This window comes from Modicisalibacter sp., from assembly GCF_055145905.1.
The window spans coordinates 45,014-67,199 of the sequence record NZ_JBSREH010000010.1; the positions used below are offsets into that span (position 1 = coordinate 45,014).

The following is a 22,186-nucleotide window of genomic DNA, read 5'->3' on the forward strand; positions in this document are numbered from 1 at the left end:
AGGATCAAGGTGGCGCCACGACGATGACCACACAGCCGAAGGACGAACGCCTCAGCCCCGACGACCGGGACTTCGTGACCGCACTGGCCAGCGGCCTGGACGTGATTCTCGCCTTCGACCAGGAACATCCGCGCATGACGCTGAGCGAGGTCGCCGCCCGCACCGGCATGAACCGGGCCCGCGCCCGGCGCTTTCTGCTCACGCTCAACGCCCTGGGCTACGTGCGCAAGCAGCACCGCCACTTCGAACTGGCCCCCCGCACGCTGCAGCTCGGCTACGCGTACCTGTCGGCCAACAACTACCGCACGGTGATCCAGCAGCATCTGGAAGACATCACCCGGGAAACCGGTGAGTCGTCGTCGCTGGGCGTGCTCGACGGCAGCGACGTGATCTACGTCGGCCGCTCGGCGGCGCCGCACCGCCTGATGGCGATCACCCTGGCGGTCGGCACCCGCCTGCCGGCCGTGCTGACCTCGATGGGCCGCGTGCTGCTCGCGCAACTCCCCGACGACGAACTCGACGCCCTGCTCGAGGCGGTGACGCTGGAGCGACACACCGAGCACACCATCACCGACAAGACCGAGTTGCGTGACTGTCTGCGCCGGGTCCGCGAGCAGGGCTACTGCATCGTCGACCAGGAACTCGACTCCGGTCTGCGTTCGCTGGCCGTGCCGGCCTTCAATGCCCACGGCAAGCTGCTCGGCGCGATCAACGTCAGTACCAACGCCGCCCGCATCGACCTGGCCACGCTGAACGAGCGCTTCCTGCCACTGCTGCAGGAAAAGGCCCGCCAGATCGCCACGCAGGTCAGCTGAGCGTGCGGCCCCGCTCTCGGGGCCGGCTCCGGTAATCGACATGCTCGATATTCTCGCCATCACTACGCCCATCTTCCTGCTCATCGGGATCGGCTTCCTGGCGGTCATGCTGCGCCTGTTCAGCAAGGAGCAGGTCCAGGGCCTGAGCGGCTTCGTGATCAACTTCGCGCTGCCGGCGCTGATCTTTCGGGCCCTCGTCCAGCGGCCGCTGGACGAGGTCTTCAACCCGATCTACCTCGCCGCCTACGGGGGCGGCTCGGCGGTGCTGTTCCTGGGCGCCTGGCTGCTGGCCCGCCATCGCGGCAAGCCGCTGGGCGAAAGCGGGATCCTGGCACTGGGTGTGTCGGCGGCCAACAGTGGTTTCATCGGTTACCCCGTGGCCGCGATGGTGGTGGGCTCGAGTGCGGTGGTCGCCCTGGCCCTGAACATGATGGTCGAGAACCTGCTGATCATCCCCACGGCCCTGGCTATCGGCGAGGCAGGTCGCCAGAGCGGTGTTTCCTTCTTCACCGCCCTGCGCCGCACCGTAGTTCGGCTGACCCGTAACCCGATCCTGATCGGCATCTTTGCCGGCATCCTGACCGCGCTCAGCGGCATCACCCTGCCCGCCCCGATCTCGCGGACCATCGACATGCTGGCCACCGCCGCCGCACCGACCGCGCTGTTCGTGATCGGCGGCACCCTCTACGGGCTGCGCATCGGCGGCATGCTCGGCGATGTCGCCCAGGTGGTGACCGGCAAGCTGCTGCTCCATCCGCTCATCATCTTCCTGCTGCTCTGGTGGCTGCCGCCCATCGACCCGGCGCTGGCCACCGCTGCGGTGGTGATCGCCAGCGCGCCGATGATCAGCATCTATCCGCTCCTCGGCCAACGTTACGGCCACGGCGAGGTATGCACCGCGGCCCTGATGCTGGGCACGCTGCTGTCGTTCGTCACCATCAGCACCCTGCTGTGGGTGCTCGAGGCTTACCCGCTCCCGCTCTATTGACAGTTCCCCGCCGTCTCCCGACGGCCCGGCTCGCTCTTGCCCTACCTCGATTATCGTTGATCGCCGATACAAGCACCGTCGTATGCGCAACGAGAGCTTGAGCGCTCCATTCTCGAATGGGTCCGACTGGTACTGATGACCAGCCGACGCCTGACGGCTCGTCAAACCACTCGTTTCCTACCCCTAAAGTCGAATGCTATCGGGCTTGCATCTGTATTGCTAAAATACTTAGATATAAAAGTATTTTAAAACTGACGACAAAAAATGGTGCTTTCCCATGGCCTCCCCATCCGATGAAATCCCCATGAGCGCGCTTGAAGTCAAGGCACTGGATGCCATTGCCGACGGCATCTACCAAATTGAATTCGCGCATCCCGAGGGTGATGACCTGCCAGAATTCACCCCCGGGGCCCATGTCTACATCGAGGTACCCAACGGCCAGGTAAGACGCTACTCCCTGTGCAACGATCCCGAGGAGCGCCACCACTACGTGATCGCGGTCAAGCGTGAAGAGACCGGCACCGGTGGTTCGAAGAGCCTGACCGACGAAACCCGCGTCGGGGACAAGCTCCAGGTCTCCGAGCCGCACAACGATTTCGAGTTGAAGGGCAATCCAGCGCGTTACATCTTCATCGCCGGCGGTATCGGCATCACGCCGATCATGGCGATGATCCATCACCTCAGAGCCACGAGCGGCAAGCCGTTCAAGCTCTATTATCTGACACGCGACGCCGACCAGACGGCCTTTCTCGAGGAGCTCAGCGGTCCTGAATATCGTGGCAAGGTGGTCATTCACCATGATCAGGGCGACCCCGACAACGCCTTCGACCTGTGGCCTGTCCTCGAGCAGCCCAAGGGAGCGCACGTCTACTGCTGTGGACCGCGTGGCCTGATGGAAGCGGTACGCGACATGACGGGGCACTGGTCATCCTCGAGCGTGCGCTTCGAGGACTTCGGCACGCGCAAGCCAGCAAACGAGGAAGATGACAAGCCCTTTACCGTGCGTTTGGCCCAGACCGGCGAAGCCGTGCCTGTCCCGGCGGGCGTGTCGATCCTCGAAGCTTTGAGGACCAATGGGCATCACGTTCCCTACTCCTGTGAAAGTGGCACCTGTGGCTCCTGTCGCACGCGCCTGGTGGAAGGTGAGGCCGATCATCGCGACCTGGTGCTGTCGGAGGCCGAACATCAGGACAACATCATGGTCTGTGTCTCGCGTGCCGTCTCGGAAGAACTGATCATCGACCTTCCAGAATGAGCCGTCCGTTTTCGCCGGAGAGTCCCATGACACCACCGCCCTTGCGACTCGGGATCGCCGGTCTCGGTCGCGGCTTCATGCTGTTGCTGCCGACCCTGGCGGCACACCCTGGCATCCGCCTCGTCGCGGCCGCCGATCCTCGAGAGGCGGCCCGTCAGCAATTCACGAGCGACTTCGACGCCGTGACTTACGCCGACGTCGCCGAGTTGTGCGCCGACCCCAACGTCGAGGCCGTCTACATCGCCACCCCGCACCAGTTTCACCGTGAGCATGTCGAACTGGCGGCAGCATGTGGCAAGCACGTCCTCGTCGAGAAGCCCATGGCGCTCTCGCTCGAGGACTGCCGGGCCATGATAGCGGCAATGCGCCAGGCCGGACGCTGGCTGATGGTCGGACACAGCCACAGCTTCGATGGGCCTTACCGACGTACCCGCGAGTTGATCGATAGCGGCAAGTTCGGCGCAGTACGCATGATTCATGCGCTCAACTTCACCGACTTTCTCTATCGTCCGCGACGCCCGGAGGAGCTGGATACAGCGCGCGGAGGCGGCGTGGTCTTCAGCCAGGCCGCCCATCAGGTCGATATCGTGCGCCTGCTCGGCGGCGGTCGCGCGAGCAGTGTTCGCGCCAGCACCGGCAGCTGGGACGCCACCCGCCCCACCGAAGGCGCCTACGGCGCACTGCTGAACTTCGAGGACGGCCCCTTCGCCAACCTGACTTACAGCGGCTTCGCGCATTTCGACAGCGACGAGTTTTGCGGCTGGTCGGGCGAGCTCGGCCAGCCACGTGCCCCCGATCAATACGGTCAAGCCCGACGCCGGCTCGCCCAGGTGCAGAGCCCCGAGGAAGAGACGGCTCTCAAGAACACCCGCACCTATGGCGCCGGCCTGTCGCTTGCCACCAGCAGCCTCGAGGGCATCACGCACAACCATTTCGGCTTCGTCCTGGTCTCTTGCGATCACGCCGACCTGCGCCCCACCCCGGAAGGCGTGCAGATCTATGCGGACAGCCGCCAGTACCTGGAACCGCTTGCACCACCAACCATTCCCCGTCGAGAGGTGCTGGATGAACTGATTGACGCGGTACGTCACGACCGAGCGCCAATCCATTCCGGAGAATGGGGTCTGGCGACCATGGAAGTCTGCCTGGGCATGCTCACGTCCGCAGCCACGGGACGCGATGTGACGTTGTCCCAGCAAGTGGGACTACCCCACTCCCCTGCGTTAAGGTGAACATTGGCTGGGAGACCCACCGGAGCGTCAAAAGGAAACCACGATGGCAAGAAGCGACACCCAGGAAACGAAAACGGTGCTTCGGCACTGGCAGGAGGACGTCCCCGACGACCGCCTGGCCCACTTGGTACGCGATGCCGGGCGCGTACTCACCAAGAGTCTTCAGGCCAAGCTGGCAGAGCACTCCATCAGCTTCGGCCATTGGTCGTTTCTGCGCATTCTATGGGTGACCGAGGGGCTGACCCAGCGGGAGCTCAGCGAACAGGCGGGACTCATGGAGCCCACGACCTACACCGCCCTGAAAGCCATGGAAGCCAAGGGGTTGATCGAACGTCGCCAACTCAACGGCAATCGCAAGAACATCCACATCTACCTGACCCAGAAAGGTCGCGATCTCAAGGAAACGCTGATCCCCCTTGCCGAGGCGGTCAACGAGCGCGCCGTGCGCGGCATCGACGAGGACGACCTGCTCGCGACACGGCGCACCCTGCTTGCCATCATCAGCAACCTGGCGGAGGCCAACGAATAACCTTGCAGCCAGGCCCCCTCCCCAGCCATCAGGACCCACGATGAATACCCATACCCCCCAAGCCGCTGCTGCAGCGTCGGATAGCGATGACCTGCTGCAGGATCTGGTACACGCCAACCACATCCTCTTCGATGAAGGGGTACTCGATGCCTTCGGCCACGTCAGCGTCCGTCATCCCGACAGGCCCGATCGCTTCCTGCTCGCGCGCAACATGGCCCCCGGCCTGGTCCGTGCGGAAGACATCATCGAGTTCGAACTGGACGGCACACCCGTCGACGCGGCTGGACGCAAGGTCTATCTCGAGCGCTTCATCCATGGCGAAATCTACCGTGCCCGGCCTGACGTCATGGCGGTGGTACACAGTCATTCCCCCTCGGTAGTGCCGTTCAGTGCGGTCAAGTCGACACCGCTGAGACCCATGTGCCACATGAGCGGCTTCCTCGGCGAAGGCGCTCCGATCTTCGAGATCCGCGACGTTGCCGGTGACGCCACGGACCTGCTGATCCGCAGCGCCCCGCTCGGCAAGGCCCTGGCGGACTCGCTGGGCGGCAACAATGTCGTGCTGATGCGAGGCCATGGCGCAACCATTGCCGCGCCGACGCTCAAGCAAGCCGTCTATCGCGCAGTCTACGTCGAGGTCAATGCACGCCTGCAGGCCGACGCCCTGCGCCTCGGTCCCGTCGAATACCTGACCCCGGGCGAAGCCAAGACGGCCATGGAGATGGTCGAGGGGCAGGTCGAGCGGCCCTGGCAGCTGTGGAAGCAGCGCGCCGAGGCGCGCCGCTAGCCACTCACCTGCGCCATTACGAGGGCGGCGCCGGACCAGAGCCATTGCCATGACTCCGGCACTCATCGACCTCATCCATGTGTTCGATTCGATCGAGCCGGCTTGCCCCCGGCAGTGACGCTCCGCTCTACTGACCGGTGAGCGGGGCGCCACGGCCCCATTGAACGCGTACCTCCTTCAGCTTCCCGATAGCTTCCGGAGCGCCAGGGACGCAGTGCATAGGCTGTGCTCCTCGCCCGGCACTCAACTCTTCACGATCCGGGAACATCGCCCAGACCGGACAGATACAGGCTTCCTACCATAGACGCGGGAGATAACCGCATCAGGGGCGACAGGCACACGAAGACGGGTTGCCGCCCCCCGCAGATTTCGCCTTGAAAGAAGGTCTCAAAAGAGTGCGAATGCAGCATAAATTACGACTTTCGCCGTATTTGACGATGCGGGATCTTGGACTAACTTAGATATGTAAGTTAGATATCTAAGCATTTTCCCTGCACAAGACTGGGATCGTGTCGCAAACCCTATCTGGAGATTTCGTGCAATGTTGACTCACGAAGAGAACGAGCTCCTCTGCCGTGTCGAAGGTGATGCCCCCATGGGGCAGATCATGCGTGGCCACTGGCTGCCTGCCTGCCTCTCCGAAGAAGTCGCCGAGCCGGATGGCGATCCCGTCCGGGTACGCCTCTTGGGGGAAGACCTGGTTGCCTTCCGCGACACTGACGGTCGCGTTGGTGTCATGGACGAGATGTGTCCCCACCGTCGTGCATCATTGGCACTGGGCCGCAACGAGGAGTGTGGACTCCGCTGCCTTTATCACGGCTGGAAGATGGACGTCGATGGCAACGTACTTGAGATGTCGTCCGAACCATCGGCCTCAAAAATGACCGAAAAGGTCAAGCACAAAGCATACCCGACTCATGAGGAAGCCGGTTTCGTCTGGGTCTACATGGGGCCCGCCGAGGAGAAGCCGGAATTCACCGCACCGGTATTCCAGCCGACGCCGGAAACCAAGGTGTCCATATCCAAGGTCATCGTCGACTGCAACTGGGCCCAGATTCTGGAAGGAGCCATCGATTCGGCACACTCGTCGTCACTGCATTCCACCGATATGGTACCGGCTCGCATCGGTGGCGCCGAAGCCAATGATAAGCTTTGGTTGCGTCCGTCAACGGACAAGGCTCCGCGTCTGCAGGTACAGAAGACCCGCTTCGGATTCCGCTACGCAGCCATCCGTCGCCCGATCACTGATGCCAAGACGCACGACTACATACGCACGACCCTGTTCATTGCTCCTTACACGGTACAGATTCCTCCGAACAATCTTTACGATATCGCGATCCTCCACGTTCCAATCGACGATACGCATACCGCATTCCATTTCATCGCCTGGGGCGACGAAGCAACCACACCGGATACCGAGTCCTGGCGCAAGTTCCTCGGCACCCAGATTGGCATCGATCTGGACGAGCGTTTTCGCAAATTCCGCACTCGCGAAAACAACTACTGGCAGGATCGTCGGATCATGCAGCTCGGCACAAGCTTCACCGGCATCCGCGGCATCCCCAACCAGGATATCGCCATGTGGGAAACCATGGGTCCCATCGCCGACCGTACCCACGACCGCCTTGGTGCCAGCGACCTTGCCATCGTCGAATTCCGCCGGCAGATGGTCCAGGCGGCCAGGACCATGCAGCAGGGTGGACCGGTTATCGGTACTGAGGAGCCGCGTATTCCACATTACAAGCTGAAATCCTTTCAGGGCGTCGTTCCCAAGGAAACAGACTGGCGTGAGCTGGGAACCGCTCCCGAGGAAGCCGAACTCTATGCGGAAGAAACAGATACCCAAGCCCAGTAAGGTATCCAGCTGATAAACGACGACCGACCAGGAATGCCGATGAACAAGCTAGAACTCTCAATTGCGGTAGGCAACTATGATCGCATGCGCCCACTGATCGACGGGGAGGTGCAGATTGACGGCGTGGATCCGGTATTCATGCTTCACGACCCGGAAGAGATATTCTTCCGTGCTTTTCGCCATGCCGAATTCGACATCACCGAGCTTTCACTGAGCAGCTTTTCGGTGAAGACCGCGGCAGACAATTGTCCTTATGTGGGGGTCCCCGTGTTCCCCTCACGCGCCTTTCGCCACACCTCGATCTATATCCGCACCGACCGCGGCATCGAAACTCCCGCGGACCTACGCGGCAAGCGCATCGGGGTACCGGAGTACCAGCTCACTGCCAACGTCTGGGCACGACTGTTTCTCGAAGAAGATCATGGGCTGAAGCCCAGCGATGTTACCTGGCTGCGCGGCGGGTATGAGCAACCGGGGCGGGTCGAAAAGATCAATCTCGATCTGCCGGAGGGGGTAAATGTAGAAAACATCCCCGAGGGGGAAACGCTTTCCGGTATGCTGGCCTCGGGAGAACTGGACGCAGTGATGGGGCCTCGCGCGCCGTCTTGTTTCGATCGTGGACATCCTCATGTGGGCTATCTCTATGCCAACCCGCAGCAGGCAGCATCGGATTGGTACCGCCGTACCGGTATCTTTCCGATCATGCATCTATTGGGTATTCGCAAGACCTTGGTCGACCGCCATCCATGGTTACCATTCTCGGTCTACAAGGCTTTTGAGCAATCCAAGGCGTTGGCCGTAGCCAAGCTCAGTGACACTGCTGCCACAAAAGTGACGCTCCCCTTCGTCGAGGACCAGCTCCGTTCTGCAAGAAAACTGATGGGAGATGACTTCTGGTCATATGGCTTTTCGAAAAACCGAAAAACCCTCGAACGCTTCTTGGAACAGCACTATTCTGAAGGCCTCTCAAGCCGGCAACTAACACCGGAAGACCTTTTCCACCCATCCACTCTGGAAAGCTTCAAAATATAAAGAACAACTCATTCACAACAACAAATTATCAAACCTGACAAAATGGTGAATACAATGAACAAGCTCATCAAGAAGGCACTCTGCACGGCAGCCATTATCGCTCCAAGCCTTCTCCTGAACCCTGCCTCAGCACAGACTTACGACATGACAGTAGCCGGTGCTTCACCAGGTGGATTATGGTCACTTTTGGGGGCCGGCATCGATTCAGCAATGAAGGCCGAGTATCCTGGCTCGACAATCACCTACCAAACATCTGGCGGTGGCCTTGCCAATGTTGCCGTCCTGGAGCGTGACGATGCCAGCCTCGCGATCATCGAGGATGCGGTATTGAAGTTGGCACAAGATGGGTCGGCACCGTTCCGGGAGCCGATAAAGGACATCAGAGTAATTGCCAACCTTTATAATTGGGCTCCCATGCAAGCCGTCATGCGGAAGGATTTTGCCGAAAAGTACGGAATCAAGACATTTTCAGACATTGCCAAGGTCAAGCCACCGATCACGATCGCTATCAACAAGCGAGGCAATATCGCCTCCAGCGTTGCCATGGATATGCTGAATGAAATCGGCGCAGGACCTAACAAGATTAAGAGCTGGGGTGGAAAAATCATTTATGCAGCTTCCGGAGAGCAGTCCAGTCTCATCCAGGATCGCCGCATCGACATGTTCCTGAACAGCCTGTTTGTGCGCCAGAGCTCAATTCTCCAGGCAAGCAACAGTATTGACCTGACTCTGTTGCCTCTTTCAGAGAAGACGGTCAAGGCGGTGGATGAAAAATCAGGAACCAAGCCCTTTATCATCCCCGGCGGTGCCTACAAGTGGGCTCCCCAAGCTATTCCTACCGTGACGATCAGCGCCGCTCTGGCAGTACGCAGCGACATGGACGACAAGACTGCATACAACATCACCAAGGCCCTGTTTGAAAACTACAAGAAGATTGCCACCGTTCATCCCGCGATGAAAGGGCTGACACCCGAGGTCATGGCTTCCTCTGAAGGCGTCCCCTATCACGAAGGCGCCATTCGCTACCTGAAGGAAGCGGGGCTTCGTTAATTCATTAGCCCGGCATACTTTCGCTGCTGAGGATGATTCCGATGATTCCGTTTTTCCAACTCCTGGCCGGCACGGGAACGAGGCGGCCACTGACGGGTAAACTGGGCATGGCAGTACATGGATGTGCTGCCTTGATAGCCATAGCGGTCATTTACACCACAACCATTGTGTACGTTGACCTGTATACAATGACTGTCGTTTTCCTGTCCGCAATGCTTGCAGTACTGTTCCTGACCATTAGCGCAGGCCCCAATAGCCGCACTGATCGCCCCAGCATTCTGGATTGGCTATTTGTGGCGGCCAGCATTGCGGTAGGCATCTATTTCTTCATAGAAAGCGATCGTATTGCTGAAAGAATAACCCTCCTTTTCCCGCTGGGGAAAGAGGACTTGATTGCTTCCAGCATTCTGCTCTTTCTTACCATAGAAGCGACACGCCGCACGGTCGGGATGGGATTGACCAGTGTCGTTCTCCTTTTTCTGGTCTACAACCTGTTCGGCCACGGACTGCCCGGGGCTCTTGGGTTCAGAGAAGTGGGTTACAACCACTTCATGGATATCATGATGTTCACATCGGACGGCTTGTTCGGTGTCCCCCTGCGTGTGGCTGCTACTTATGCGTTTCTCTTCGTCATGTTTGGCACCTTCCTTTCTAAAGCGGGCGGTGCCGAATTCTTCTATAACTTGTCTTCCTCCATCGCAGGCCATAGAACGGGGGGGCCCGCCAAGATTGCAGTAATCTCCTCAGGGCTCTATGGCACCATGTCCGGTAGTCCGACCTCGGATGTGGTCACGACCGGCTCTGTTACCATCCCCATCATGCAGCGCCTGGGATACAACAAGGCCCTCTCGGGTAGTGTCGAGGTTGCCGCCTCGACGGGGGGGAGCTTGCTGCCTCCCGTCATGGGGTCAGCGGCCTTCATCATGGCAGAGTACACTGGCATCGATTATCGGGATATTGCCATCGCGGGGATTATCCCTGCCCTGCTGTACTACCTTTGTGTCTACAGCCAGGTACATATCCGATCGAAAAAACTGGGCCTAAGCGGGCTTCCCAAGGATGAAACTCCGGCGTTCAGAAGCACCCTAAAAAACGGTGGGCTCTTCATTGTCCCGCTCGTGGCCCTGTCGACCGCACTGGTCATGGGATATTCGCCCACTTATGTGGCCGCCATTTCAACCTTCATGGTCCTGGTTGTTGCCGCCTTTCGAAAATCAACCCGCATGGGACCCAGGGCGGTCTGGAATGCACTCGCGGTTACCACGCTACGCATGGTGTCGGTGGTGGCCGCCTGTGCGGCTGCCGGGCTGGTTATCGGCGGCATATCGATGACCGGGCTGGGCAGCAAGTTTTCCGATCTGGTCTTCCTTCTGGCCGGCAACAGCGCGTTCCTTGCCTTGGTAATTTCAGCCATCCTGGCCATCATTCTCGGCATGGGCATGCCAACGCCGTCTGCCTTCATTCTTGCCACGGTCCTGGTTAGCCCGACGTTACTGTCGCTAGGATTCAGCGTTTTGCAGACCAACATGTTCATTCTGTACTTCGCTGTTCTTTCAGCAATGACGCCTCCGGTAGCCGTCGCCGCCTTTGCGGCTTCTGCGATAGCCGATGCCAAGCCCACGGAAATCGCAATTGGCGCAGTCAAATTGGCCATAACAGCCTTTATCGTTCCCTTCGCGTTTGTATATGGCGAAGGACTTCTGCTGGTCGGGAACTGGCTTGACATCGCCATCTCCTGTCTGACGGCAGTCATTGGGGTGCTGATCCTGAGCATTGCGATCGAAGGCTACTGGCGAAAGAATCTGACAGCATTCCCGAGGGTCGGCTTCGGGGTGGCAGGCCTAATGTTTATTATCCCCACCTGGTGGACCGTTATTCTTGCCATCGCAATTTTTGGTGTTTGCTTCATTTCTACGCCACACCTCAGACACAGCAACCACAAAATACCTGCGTAAAACCAAGGCTCTGATATGACATCGACAGTCTCCGCGGCACCCTGTACAGGGTGCCTTTTTCTTACCCAGTGACCTGTATTGAACCAGGCAGAAACCCAACCTTTCCTCCACATCGTTATTAATCGACGGTTTATAGAAGAGACCTTACACTGATGTATCACATTGACAAGACAGCTCTTGACCAGGCAGTCCACGACAACATCGCCGCAGCACTTCTGGAAGATATCGGCAGTGGTGATATTACTGGCCAACTGATCGCTGATGACGTTTATTCTGAAGCCAATCTGATGATAAGAGAAAGCGCTATATTGTGCGGCCAGCAATGGGTAAATGAAGTCTTCCGGCAGATTGACCAAAGCGTAAAAATAGAATGGCTGGTTGCAGAGGGAGACTGGATCGATGAAGACACCGTGCTTTGTAATATATACGGTCCCGCACGCTCTATTCTAAGCGGAGAGCGTAGTGCGTTAAATTTCCTGCAGTTACTGACGGGAATCGCCACACGCAGTCATGGGTATGCGTCAATGGTCAGGGATACAGGCGCCAAGCTTCTCGATACACGCAAGACCCTGCCAGGCCTGAGGCTAGCTCAAAAATACGCGGTCACCTGTGGAGGGTGTCACTCTCATAGGACAGGACTTTATGATGCATTCCTCATAAAGGAGAACCATATTACAGCCTGCGGGGGCATCGCCAAGGCGATACATGCGGCACGACTGACAGGAATAAAAGTACCTGTGGAGATAGAAGTCGAAGATCTTTATGAATTAAAGCAAGCCTTGGACTCTGACGCTGACATCATCATGCTGGACAACTTTACTCTTGATGACCTCTACACGGCCGTCAACCTCAACAATGGTCGCGCCATACTGGAAGCATCGGGGGGAGTTAATGAAAAAACCTTGAGCGACATCGCTCGAACAGGAGTGGATTATATTTCTCTGGGGACACTTACCAAGGACATAAAGGCAGCAGACCTTTCGATGCGCCTCTCGCTCTAGTTATTTCCTGCCTGGAGAAGACTTTTCAAGAAAATACGGGGCATCATCTTCAAACAACATGCCCCTTGCTTCAGGGTGGCCGACACTGCTTTACCCGAGCATCCCCGGCGCCCCCCGGACTGACGTAAAAACCGTCATGGCGCAATGCCATGGCGGTTTTTTGGCGAGAGCACCGGGAGGTCAGGACAGAGTGTCCAGCGCCAGCAGATAGCCGCGGCTGCCCAGCCCGGCGATCACGCCATCGGCACGCCGCGAGACGTAGGAGTGGTGGCGGAATGCCTCGCGCTTGTGGATGTTGGAGAGGTGCACCTCGATGACCCGGCCCTCGTAGGCGTTGAGGGCGTCGAGAATCGCCACCGAGGTGTGGGTGTAGGCGGCCGGGTTGATGACGATCAGGTCGGTGCCGTCGGTCCTTGCAGCCTGGATGGCGTCGATCAGCTCGCCCTCGTGATTGCTCTGCCGGCAGGTGATATCCCAGCCGTTGATCGCGGCCTTTTCATAGAGCCGGTTGTTGATGTCGTCCAGCGTCTCGTGACCGTAGATCTCGGGCTGACGGGTGCCCAGCAGATTGAGATTGGGGCCGTGCAGCACCAGGACCTTGTGGGTACTCATGGGGTTGTCTCCAGCGAAGCGTTGGGATCAGGGCGGGCACCGGCGAGAGCCGCCTGCGCGCCCGGCCCCGCTATCTTCGCAGAAGCATCGAAAGCCAGCGACAGGCCTCGCTCACTTCTCGGCCTGCTGAAACGACGACGACACGCTGAAGTTGGTCGAGTTGAGCTTCTGCACCTCCCGGCGCAGCTGACGACGCTCGCGACGCGAGGCCAGGCGCCGGGTGTCCCAGGACGTGGGGGTCAGCGAGCAGTAGCGGTCGTTGTCCTGCAGCCGGAAGGTGCGCACGGCGCCGATCGGCATGTCCTCCGGCCCGTAGATGCCGATCAGCCGGATCGTCAGGCTCCTGAACTCGAGGTCACCGCAGGGCCTGTGCCCGTCCATCTCGATCCCTTCGTCACGAGCCATGCGGCGAATCAGGCCGTCGAAGGTCCCGATGTGCAGGAAGTCGCCCGAACCCAGCGGGCCCTGGCGCGTGTTCTCCGCCAGCGGCCGGTCGTGCGCGGAGGGCCGTTCGCCGTCCTTCTCGACCGACTCGCCTTCGCTGTACTGCATCTCGAAGTCGGTGACATCCATCACGACGGTCCCCTGATTCGTCTCCAGCTCGGCGATGATGTACTCGATGAAGATCGACTCGGCGCTCATGTTGCTGATGATGCACAGTGCATTGATGTCCTTCTGCTTGCCGCGGTTGATGATCAGCCGCGGGCGACGCTGGCGACGGAACCCCCAGTAGAGCAGCTGCGCGTAGACCAGCCAGATGCACAGCGTGCCCAGGTTGGTGAAGACGGTCAGCACGGCCTTGTGTTGCGCGATCCACTCGAACATGGCCTCTCCCTTTGCCGGTAACCTGAAAAACGCGCCTCCCGCGCGTTCGTGACACGTCGCAAGGCCAACGGCTTCTGCCCGCGACGACGCTAGCCTGCATCAAGCATAAGCATAGCCAATACGCCTCGAGAGCCGATCGCCCGTCAGTCATCGCCGCCGGGCTCCAGCCAGGCCCGCCACAGCGCCTTCACCGCTTCCCGATGGGCGTGGAAGGGCGCCTCCTCGACGGCGCCGCTCGCCTTGGCCAGCGCCCGCCGGTGGCTGGTGTCCCGGTAGGCCAGGTAGGCATCGTGCAGCTGGCGGGCCTGGTCGCCGCTCAGGTGGCGCGTCGCTTGGAGCGTCTCGATCAGGCGCATGTTGTCGCTCCACTCGAGCAGCGCCGGTTCGGAATGGCTCAAGGCCAGCACGGCGTACTGGCAGAGAAACTCGATGTCGACCATGCCGCCGGCATCCTGCTTGAGATCGACGCGCCCCGCCTCGCGCTCGTCGGCGCGGCTGCCCAGGTGCTCGCGCATCTTGTGGCGCATGGCGACCACCTCGTCGCGCAGCCTCTCGGGGTCGCGCTCCCGCCCCAGCACCTCGCCACGAACCGCCGCGAAGCGCTCGCCGAGCGCGGCGTTGCCGGCCACCACCCGCGCGCGGACCAGCGCCTGGTGCTCCCAGGTCCAGGCCTCGTGGCGCTGGTATTCGGCGAAGGCGTCGAGACTGGTGACCAGCAGCCCGGCGTTGCCCGAGGGCCGCAGGCGCATGTCGACCTCGTAGAGGGCGCCGGCCGGCGTGACGGCGGTCAGCAGGTGGATGATGCGCTGCCCCAGCCGGGTGTAGAAGACGCTGTTGTCGATCGGCCGCGGGCCGTCGGTGCTGCCCTGCAGGGCGCCGTCGTGCAGGAACACCAGGTCGAGATCCGAGCCGTAGCCCAGCTCGATGCCGCCCAGCTTGCCGTAGCCGACGACCAGGAAGGCCGGCGTGTCGGCCGCGGCCCGCGAGCCGTCGTGGCGCTGCGGGCAGCCGTGCTTGCGGACCAGGTGGCGCCAGGCCATGCCCAGCACGCGCTCCAGCACCACCTCGGCGATGAAGGTCAGGTAGTCGCTGACCTTCATCAGCGTGCGCGCGCCGGCGATGTCGGACGCCGCCACATGCAGCACCTGGGCGTGCTTGAAGATGCGCAGCGCCTCGAGCCGGGCCTCCTCGTCGTCCTCGGGAATCCGCGTCAGGGCCTGACGCAGCTCGTCGGCCAGCCGCGCCTTGTCGGCCGGCGAGTAGAGCGTCGCCGGGGTGAGCAGCTCATCGAGCAGTACCGGGTGGCGGGCCAGCTGCTCGGCGATCCATGGGCTGGCGCCGCACAGGTGCATCAGGTGCTCCAGGGCGTCGGGGTTCTCGCGCAGCAGGGCCAGGTAGGCGGTACGCCGCAGCACCGCCTCGATCAGCGGCAGCACCCGCTCCAGGGCGACCGTCGGCGCCTCGCTGTCGGCCGCGGCATCGAGCAGCAGCGGCATCAGGGCGTCGAGGCGCTCGAAGCCGATCCGCTGCATGCCCTGCACGGACCGGGACTGGCGCAGCGCCGTGATCCGCCGCAGGGCGCCCGCCACGTCGTCGAAGCCAGCCTCGGCGAGCTGCTCCCGGGCTTCCTCGTCGTCCAGCTCGCCACGCCACAGGGCACGCCATTCACCGAGCGGCACGCGTCGCGACACCGCCTCCCTGCCCTCCTCGGCCTCCGCCGTGGCGTCCTCCTCGTCGGCCTCGGGCTCGGCGATCACCGCATCGAAGTGGCGACGGATCCGCTCCCGGGCCTCGCCGAGATGCGCCACCAGCGCCGGCCAGTCCTCGAAGCACCAGCCGTCGTGGCTCATCCCCAGCGCCACCCGTTCCCGATCGATGGCCGCCGAGGGCAGGGTCTGGGTCTGGCGGTCGTCGAGCGCCTGCAGGACGTGCTCCAGGTCGCGCAGGAAGACATAATCCGGCTCGAGCTCGTCGACCACCGCCTGGGGCAGCAGCTCCAGCTCAGGCAGGTGCGCCAGCGCCTGGCGCAGCGAGGTGACCTGCAGTTCGGTGTCGCGCCCGCCGCGGATCAGCTGGAAGGCCTGGACCACGAACTCCACCTCGCGGATGCCGCCGGGGCCGAGCTTGATGTTCTCGTCCATGCCGCGGCGTCGCACCTCGCGGTTGATCAGCGCCTTCATCTCACGCAGCGACTCGATGGCCCCGAAGTCCAGGTACTTGCGATAGATGAACGGCCGCAGGCTTTCCAGCAGCGCCCGCCCGGCGTCGAGATCGCCGGCCACCGGGCGCGCCTTGAGCATGGCGTAGCGCTCCCACTCGCGACCCTGATCCTGGTAATAGCTGGCCAGCATGGCGAAGCTGCCCACCAGCGGACCGCCGTCGCCCAGCGGGCGCAGGCGCATGTCGACGCGGAAGGCGAAACCGTCGGCGGTGGGCGCATCGAGCGCGGCGATGAGCTTCTGGCCCAGCCGCGTGAAGTACTCCTGGTGGTCGTATTCGCGCTTGCCGCCCTGGGTGGTGCCCTTCTCGGGAAAGGCGAAGATCAGGTCGATGTCGGAGGACAGATTGAGCTCACCGGCCCCCAACTTGCCCATGCCCAGCACCACCAGCCGCTGCGGAGTGCCGTCGGCACAGGGCTCGGGCAGTCCCCAGCGCGGCGCCAGGTGCTGCTCCAGCCAACCGAGCGCCCCCTCCAGGCAGCACTCGGCCAGCCGCGAGACGCTCGCCGCGGTATCCCACATGGTGTGGCCCTCGGGGCGCGCCAGATCCCGCCAGACGATGCCCAGCAGGCGGGCGTTGCGGAACCGGCGCAGCGCGGCATGCAGCTGCTCCTCGCTGCCGACCCCGTCCAGCGCATCCGCCAGCCAGCCGTCGAGTGTCGCTCGCTCGGGCGCGGCATCGAGCTCGGCGTCGGCGTCCAGCTGCGCCAGCCAGCCCGGATGCCGCGCCAGCACGTCGGCAGCAAAGTCGGACACGGCCAGCACCCGCGCCAGCTGGGCGCGGCGCGACTCGGGCAGCGCCGCCCACGCCTCGCCGGGCGGGTCCATCTCCTCCCGGCCGGCTCGCTCGTCGGCCTGCACGAGAGCGTCCCGGCAGCGCGTCTCGATCTGCTGCAGGCGCTCCTGCAGCGACGAGGGAAGGTCCATCAGGGGCAGAAAGGCGTCGGGCAGCGCCATGGCAGGGCTCCGTGCGGTCGGTGAAGATACCCCCAGCATAACCAAGCGCCCGGCGACACTGAACCGCCGCACACGGACAAAAAAACGGCGGCCCGATCGCTCGGGCCGCCGTCGTTGGCGCTGGCCGTGAAAGGCCAGCGGGCGTTACAGCAGCAGGCGACGGATATCCGTGAGCACCTGGCCGAGGAACGCGGTGAAGCGCGCCGCGTCGGCCCCGTTGACCGCCCGGTGGTCGTAGGACAGCGACAGCGGCATCATCAGCCGCGGCTGGAAGGCCTGGCCGTCCCATACCGGCTTCATCTGCGACTTGGAGATGCCGAGTATGGCCACTTCCGGCGCGTTGACGATCGGCGTGAACGCCGTGCCACCGATCGAGCCGAGGCTCGAGATGGTGAAGCAGCCGCCGGTCATCTCCTCGCGCTTGAGCTTCTTCGACTGCGCCTTCTTGGCCAGCTCCACGGACTCCTTGGCCAGGTCGACCAGCGACTTCTTGTCGGCGTCGCGGATCACCGGGACCATCAGGCCGTCCGGGGTGTCGACGGCGATGCCGATGTGGACGTACTTCTTCCACACCACCGTCTCGCCGTCGCTCTTCAGGCTGACATTGAACTGCGGGAACTTGCGCAGCGCGAAGGCGGCCGCCTTGATCAAAAACGGCAGCGGCGTGAGCTTGGCGCCCTGTGCCTCGGCCTCGGCCTTCATCGACTTGCGGAAGGCCTCGAGCTCGGTGATGTCGGCCTCGTCGAACTGGGTGACGTGCGGCAGGTTGACCCAGCTGCGATGCAGGTTGGTGGCGCCCATCTTCATCAGGCGGCCCATCGGCTTCTCTTCGACCTCGCCGAACTGGCTGAAGTCCTGATCGGGGATCGGCGGAATGCCCGAGCCCCCGGCCGCCGGGGCGGCGGTCGCGGGCGCACCACCCGCTGACTTCTGGCTCATCACCTGCTTGACATAGGTGTGCACGTCCTCCTTGAGCACACGCTCCTTGGGCCCAGAGGGCTTGACCTGCGCCAGGTCGACCCCCAGCTCGCGCGCCAGCATGCGCACCGCCGGCCCGGCGTGAACCAGCTTGCCGTCGCGCGGCGGCTCGTTGGCCACCTGGGCCTCGGGGCTCGGCGAACCGGCCGGTGCCGCCGCCGGCTTCTCGGACTGGGCCGCCGGCTTGCTGTCGCTTTTCGGGGCCTCGGCCTTCTTCGGCTTGGGCTTGGCGCCGGCCACTTCCACATAGCCGATCAGATCGCCCTCGGAGACGGTATCGCCCACCTTGACGCTGACCTCGACCAGCGTGCCCTTGTAGGGGCTGGGCACATCCATGGAAGCCTTGTCGGACTCCAGGGTGATCAGCGGGTCTTCCTCGTCGATCGCGTCGCCGGCCGATACCGCGACCTCGATGATCTCGACGTTCTCGCTGCCGCCGATGTCGGGGACGCGAATCTCCTTGCGCTGGGATTCACCCTCGCTCTCCTCGACCTCACCGCTCTGCGGCTCATCGGGCTCGGCGGTCTCGCTGACGGCTTCACCGCCGGCGGCCTGCTCGGGCTCGGCCTCGTCGCCGCCCTCGCCCTCGATCTCCATGGTACCGATCAGGTCACCCTCGGAGACGGTGTCGCCTTCCTTGACCGCCAGCGACACCAGCTTGCCGGTATGCGGGCTGGGTACATCCATGGAGGCCTTGTCGGACTCCAGGGTGATCAGCGCGTCCTCGGCATTGACGCTGTCGCCCTCGGCCACGGCCACCTCGATGATCTCGACGTTCTCGCTGCCGCCGATGTCGGGGACCTTGACCTCCACCGTGCGCTTGCCGCCGGTGGATTGCTTCGCCGCCTGACCGCTGTCCTTCTTGTCGCCCTTCTCGGCCGGCTTGTCCTCGGCCTTGGGGGCTTCCTCGGCCGGCGCCGCGTCCTCGGCGGACTCGTCGCTGCCACCGCCCTCGGCTTCCAGCTCGAGAATGTCGTCACCCTCGGAGACGGTATCGCCTTCCTTGACCAGCACCTTGACGACCTTGCCGCCCTTGGGCGCGGGGACGTCCATGCTGGCCTTGTCGGACTCCAGCGTGATCATGGTGTCCTCGGGGGCGATGACGTCGCCCTCGGACACGGCCACCTCGATGATCTCGACGTCTTCGCTGCCGCCGATATCGGGAACTTTGATGATTTCGCTACTCAAGGTCGCGCTCCTTCCAAATCGTGCTCGGCGCGGACGGGCCACGTGTCCTTCAGCGTAGCCCGTCCGGCGTCAGATCAGCCGCCTGAACGGTCTCAGGAGACCAGCGGGCTGGGCTTGTTCGGATCGATGCCGTACTTCTTGATGGCATCGGCCACGACCTTGCGGTCGAGCTCGCCGCGATCGGCCAGCGACTTGAGGGCGACCACGGTGACGAAGTGGCGGTCGACCTCGAAGAAGTGGCGCAGCTTCTCGCGGGTGTCCGAACGGCCGAAGCCGTCGGTACCGAGCACGTGATAGTCGGTCGGCACCCAGGCACGGACCTGGTCAGCATAGAGCTTCATGTAGTCGGTCGAGGCGATGACCGGCCCCTTGCGGCCTTCCAGGCACGCCGTGACGTGTGGCTTGGCCGGCTCCTCTTCGGGCTTGAGGAAGGCCTGGCGGTCGATCTCCAGCGCCTCGCGACGCAGTTCGTTGAAGCTCGGCACGCTCCAGATGTCGGAGCCGATACCATACTCCTCCTTGAGGATCTCGGCGGCCGCCTCGACCTCGCGCAGGATGGTGCCGGAGCCCATCAGCTGGACATGGGCCTTGTCCTTCTTGCCCGAGACCTCGCGCAGCAGGTACATGCCCTTGATGATGTCATTCTCGACACCTTCGGGCATTTCCGGATGCTCGTAGTTCTCGTTCATCACGGTCAGGTAGTAGAAGCAGTTTTCCTTGTCCTGGTACATCCGCTTCAGACCGTCCTGAACGATCACCGCCAGCTCGTAGGAGTAGGTCGGGTCGTAGCTGCGGCAGTTGGGAATGGTCGAGGCCTGGATGTGGCTGTGACCGTCCTGGTGCTGCAGACCTTCCCCGTTGAGCGGCGTGCGCCCGGCGGTGCCGCCGACCAGGAAGCCGCGGGCCTGCATGTCGCCGGCCAGCCACGCCAGGTCACCGATGCGCTGGAAGCCGAACATCGAGTAGTAGATGTAGAACGGCAGCAGCGGCATGTGGTGGTTGGAGTAGGAGGTCGCCGCGGCGATCCACGCCGACATGGCGCCCGCCTCGGTGATGCCTTCCTCGAGGATCTGACCGGCCTTGTCCTCGCGGTAGTACATGATCTGGCCGGAATCCATGGGCTCGTACTTCTGACCCTCGGAGGTATAGATGCCGAGCTGGCGGAACATGCCCTCCATGCCGAAGGTCCGCGCCTCGTCGGGGATGATCGGCACCACCTGCTTGCCGAAGGCCTTGTTCTTGACCAGGCCGTTGAGGATGCGCACGAACGACATGGTGGTGGAGACCTCGCGATCCCCGGAGCCCTTGATCTGGGCGGCGAAGGTCTTGTCGTCCAGCCCCGGGATTTCGATGCTCTCGAAGTCGTGCTTGCGCGCCGGCAGATAGCCGCCGAGCTGCTCGCGACGCATGTGCAGGTACTTGATTTCCGGGCTGTCTTCCGCGGGCTTGTAGTACGGCATGACGCCGCTGTCGAGCTGCTCGTCGGAAACCGGGATGGCGAAGCGGTCGCGGAACTTCTTGAGCGCCTCGGTATCCATCGACTTGATCTGGTGCGCTTCCATGTCGGCTTCGCCGCTGCCGCCGCCCATGCCGTAGCCCTTGACGGTATGCGCCAGGATCACGGTCGGCTTGCTGTTGGCGTTGCTGACCGCCTCCTGGTAGGCCGCATAGACCTTGTAGGGGTCGTGACCGCCACGGTTGAGCTTCCAGATGTCCTCGTCGGACATGTTCTCGACCATCTTGGCGGTTTCGGGGTACTTGCCGAAGAAGTGTTCGCGGGTGTAGCCGCCGCCGTTGGCCTTGCAGTTCTGGTATTCGCCGTCGACGGTCTCGTCCATCAGCTTCTGCAGCACGCCCTTGGAGTCCTGCTCGAACAGCGGATCCCAGAAGCGGCCCCAGACCACCTTGATGACGTTCCAGCCGGCGCCGCGGAACACGCCTTCCAGCTCGTCCATGATCCGTGAGTTGCCGCGCACCGGGCCGTCGAGGCGCTGCAGGTTGCAGTTGACCACGAAGATCAGGTTGTCGAGCTTCTCGCGGCTGGCCAGGTGCAGCGCGCCCAGTGATTCCGGCTCGTCGCACTCGCCGTCGCCGAGGAAGGCCCAGACCTTGCGATCCTGCATCGGCTGCAGGCCGCGCGAATCGAGGTACTTCATGACGTGGGCCTGGTAGATCGCGGTGATCGGACCCAGGCCCATCGACACGGTGGGGAACTGCCAGTAGTCCGGCATCAGCCACGGGTGCGGATAGGAGGACAGGCCGTTGCCGTCGACTTCCTGACGGAAGTTGTCCATCTGCTCCTCGGTCAGCCGGCCTTCCAGGAAGGAACGCGCGTAGATGCCCGGGGACACATGGCCCTGGATGTAGATCAGGTCGCCCTTGAAGTCGCCCTGCGGAGCTCGGAAGAAGTGGTTGAAACCGACTTCATAGAGCGTGGCACTGGACATGTAGCTGGCCAGGTGGCCACCCAGTCCCTTGTGCTTCTTGTTGGCCCGGATGACCTGAGCGGCCATGTTCCAGCGGACCAGCGAACGGATCTTGCGCTCCATGAACAGATCGCCCGGCATGCGTGCCTCGCGGTGCACGGGGATCGTGTTGCGATGGGGCGTCGTCACCGAGAAGGGCACCTGACGACCGTCGCGACGGAACCGATCGGCCAGCCGGCTCATCAGGTACTGGGCGCGCTCTTCGCCCTCTCGATCCAGGACCGATTCCAGGGATTCCAGCCATTCCAGGGTTTCGGTCGGATCGATATCTTCTCTTGCCTCCAGACTCATAGACGTCTCTCCGAATGAAGATAGGGTGTCGGTCTGCCCTTCCGCTGGATCACAGCATCGGGGCATGTAGCGCTCTTCAGTGCGGGCCGACCTTCTGCGGGTCGTGTCTCCGTGTCCTTCGCGGTGTAATG

General features: G+C 62.4%; 16 protein-coding genes. 11 read left to right on the forward strand and 5 right to left on the reverse strand.

Annotated elements, in window-relative coordinates; translation table 11 throughout:
• The first annotated feature begins 23 nt into the window (after positions 1-23).
• The 11 genes from ACTCB7_RS04530 (at position 24) to nadC (ending at position 12,499) form a co-directional block, all read left to right on the forward strand.
• Positions 24-815 carry an IclR family transcriptional regulator domain-containing protein gene (locus ACTCB7_RS04530; protein WP_463005703.1) on the forward strand — a complete coding sequence of 264 codons (792 nt, stop codon included), beginning with the start codon at positions 24-26 and terminating at the stop codon, positions 813-815.
• A gap of 40 nt (positions 816-855) precedes the next feature.
• On the forward strand, positions 856-1,803 hold the full coding sequence (locus ACTCB7_RS04535; RefSeq protein ID WP_463005704.1) for an AEC family transporter: 948 nt from the start codon (positions 856-858) through the stop codon (positions 1,801-1,803).
• Positions 1,804-2,107: 304 nt separating this feature from the next.
• The gene (locus ACTCB7_RS04540; protein ID WP_463005705.1) at positions 2,108-3,058 is read left to right on the forward strand and encodes a PDR/VanB family oxidoreductase; all 951 of its coding nucleotides are present in this window, start codon (positions 2,108-2,110) and stop codon (positions 3,056-3,058) included.
• 26 nt (positions 3,059-3,084) lie between these two features.
• Positions 3,085-4,290, forward strand: a complete 1,206-nt coding sequence (locus tag ACTCB7_RS04545; protein ID WP_463005706.1) for a Gfo/Idh/MocA family oxidoreductase — start codon at positions 3,085-3,087, stop codon at positions 4,288-4,290.
• Between the two features lie 43 nt (positions 4,291-4,333).
• Entirely contained in the window at positions 4,334-4,819 is a 486-nt protein-coding gene (locus ACTCB7_RS04550) for a MarR family winged helix-turn-helix transcriptional regulator (RefSeq protein WP_463005707.1), read from the forward strand.
• Positions 4,820-4,859: 40 nt separating this feature from the next.
• Positions 4,860-5,606: a class II aldolase/adducin family protein gene (locus ACTCB7_RS04555; RefSeq protein WP_463005708.1), complete on the forward strand. Its 747-nt coding sequence runs from the start codon at positions 4,860-4,862 to the stop codon at positions 5,604-5,606.
• A gap of 541 nt (positions 5,607-6,147) precedes the next feature.
• Positions 6,148-7,461: a Rieske 2Fe-2S domain-containing protein gene (locus ACTCB7_RS04560; protein WP_463005709.1), complete on the forward strand. Its 1,314-nt coding sequence runs from the start codon at positions 6,148-6,150 to the stop codon at positions 7,459-7,461.
• Between the two features lie 39 nt (positions 7,462-7,500).
• Positions 7,501-8,493, forward strand: a complete 993-nt coding sequence (locus ACTCB7_RS04565; RefSeq protein ID WP_463005710.1) for an ABC transporter substrate-binding protein — start codon at positions 7,501-7,503, stop codon at positions 8,491-8,493.
• Between the two features lie 54 nt (positions 8,494-8,547).
• Positions 8,548-9,543 carry a TAXI family TRAP transporter solute-binding subunit gene (locus tag ACTCB7_RS04570; RefSeq protein WP_463005711.1) on the forward strand — a complete coding sequence of 332 codons (996 nt, stop codon included), beginning with the start codon at positions 8,548-8,550 and terminating at the stop codon, positions 9,541-9,543.
• Positions 9,544-9,584: 41 nt separating this feature from the next.
• Positions 9,585-11,498, forward strand: coding sequence for a TRAP transporter permease (locus ACTCB7_RS04575; RefSeq protein ID WP_463005712.1), 1,914 nt, complete (start codon positions 9,585-9,587; stop codon positions 11,496-11,498).
• A gap of 152 nt (positions 11,499-11,650) precedes the next feature.
• Entirely contained in the window at positions 11,651-12,499 is an 849-nt protein-coding gene (nadC, locus tag ACTCB7_RS04580; RefSeq protein ID WP_463005713.1) for a carboxylating nicotinate-nucleotide diphosphorylase, read from the forward strand.
• A 180-nt stretch (positions 12,500-12,679) separates the two neighbouring features.
• Here the strand turns inward: nadC and aroQ are convergent, their stop codons facing one another.
• The 5 genes from aroQ to aceE all read right to left on the reverse strand — a co-directional run bounded on the left by aroQ (position 12,680) and on the right by aceE (position 22,055).
• Positions 12,680-13,111, reverse strand: a complete 432-nt coding sequence (aroQ, locus tag ACTCB7_RS04585; protein WP_463005714.1) for a type II 3-dehydroquinate dehydratase — start codon at positions 13,109-13,111, stop codon at positions 12,680-12,682.
• A gap of 111 nt (positions 13,112-13,222) precedes the next feature.
• Positions 13,223-13,936 carry a hypothetical protein gene (locus ACTCB7_RS04590; RefSeq protein ID WP_463005715.1) on the reverse strand — a complete coding sequence of 238 codons (714 nt, stop codon included), beginning with the start codon at positions 13,934-13,936 and terminating at the stop codon, positions 13,223-13,225.
• A gap of 143 nt (positions 13,937-14,079) precedes the next feature.
• A complete protein-coding gene (gene glnE, locus ACTCB7_RS04595) occupies positions 14,080-17,112 on the reverse strand; it encodes a bifunctional [glutamate--ammonia ligase]-adenylyl-L-tyrosine phosphorylase/[glutamate--ammonia-ligase] adenylyltransferase (RefSeq protein ID WP_463005716.1) in 3,033 nt (1,010 codons plus the stop codon).
• A gap of 144 nt (positions 17,113-17,256) precedes the next feature.
• On the reverse strand, positions 17,257-19,278 hold the full coding sequence (aceF, locus tag ACTCB7_RS04600) for a dihydrolipoyllysine-residue acetyltransferase (protein WP_463005717.1): 2,022 nt from the start codon (positions 19,276-19,278) through the stop codon (positions 17,257-17,259).
• Positions 19,279-19,370: 92 nt separating this feature from the next.
• Positions 19,371-22,055 carry a pyruvate dehydrogenase (acetyl-transferring), homodimeric type gene (gene aceE / locus ACTCB7_RS04605; RefSeq protein ID WP_463005718.1) on the reverse strand — a complete coding sequence of 895 codons (2,685 nt, stop codon included), beginning with the start codon at positions 22,053-22,055 and terminating at the stop codon, positions 19,371-19,373.
• Between the last annotated feature and the right edge of the window lie 131 nt (positions 22,056-22,186).

Coding starts and splice junctions, on each gene's coding strand:
- ACTCB7_RS04540 (WP_463005705.1), top strand. CDS start 2,108: ATGAGCGCGCTTGAAGTCAAGGCACTGGATGCCATTGCCGACGGCATC.
- ACTCB7_RS04570 (WP_463005711.1), top strand. CDS start 8,548: ATGAACAAGCTCATCAAGAAGGCACTCTGCACGGCAGCCATTATCGCT.
- aceE (WP_463005718.1), bottom strand. CDS start 22,055: ATGAGTCTGGAGGCAAGAGAAGATATCGATCCGACCGAAACCCTGGAA.
- ACTCB7_RS04560 (WP_463005709.1), top strand. CDS start 6,148: ATGTTGACTCACGAAGAGAACGAGCTCCTCTGCCGTGTCGAAGGTGAT.
- ACTCB7_RS04530 (WP_463005703.1), top strand. CDS start 24: ATGACCACACAGCCGAAGGACGAACGCCTCAGCCCCGACGACCGGGAC.
- glnE (WP_463005716.1), bottom strand. CDS start 17,112: ATGGCGCTGCCCGACGCCTTTCTGCCCCTGATGGACCTTCCCTCGTCG.
- ACTCB7_RS04545 (WP_463005706.1), top strand. CDS start 3,085: ATGACACCACCGCCCTTGCGACTCGGGATCGCCGGTCTCGGTCGCGGC.
- ACTCB7_RS04590 (WP_463005715.1), bottom strand. CDS start 13,936: ATGTTCGAGTGGATCGCGCAACACAAGGCCGTGCTGACCGTCTTCACC.
- ACTCB7_RS04550 (WP_463005707.1), top strand. CDS start 4,334: ATGGCAAGAAGCGACACCCAGGAAACGAAAACGGTGCTTCGGCACTGG.
- ACTCB7_RS04565 (WP_463005710.1), top strand. CDS start 7,501: ATGAACAAGCTAGAACTCTCAATTGCGGTAGGCAACTATGATCGCATG.
- aroQ (WP_463005714.1), bottom strand. CDS start 13,111: ATGAGTACCCACAAGGTCCTGGTGCTGCACGGCCCCAATCTCAATCTG.
- ACTCB7_RS04575 (WP_463005712.1), top strand. CDS start 9,585: ATGATTCCGTTTTTCCAACTCCTGGCCGGCACGGGAACGAGGCGGCCA.
- ACTCB7_RS04555 (WP_463005708.1), top strand. CDS start 4,860: ATGAATACCCATACCCCCCAAGCCGCTGCTGCAGCGTCGGATAGCGAT.
- nadC (WP_463005713.1), top strand. CDS start 11,651: ATGTATCACATTGACAAGACAGCTCTTGACCAGGCAGTCCACGACAAC.
- ACTCB7_RS04535 (WP_463005704.1), top strand. CDS start 856: ATGCTCGATATTCTCGCCATCACTACGCCCATCTTCCTGCTCATCGGG.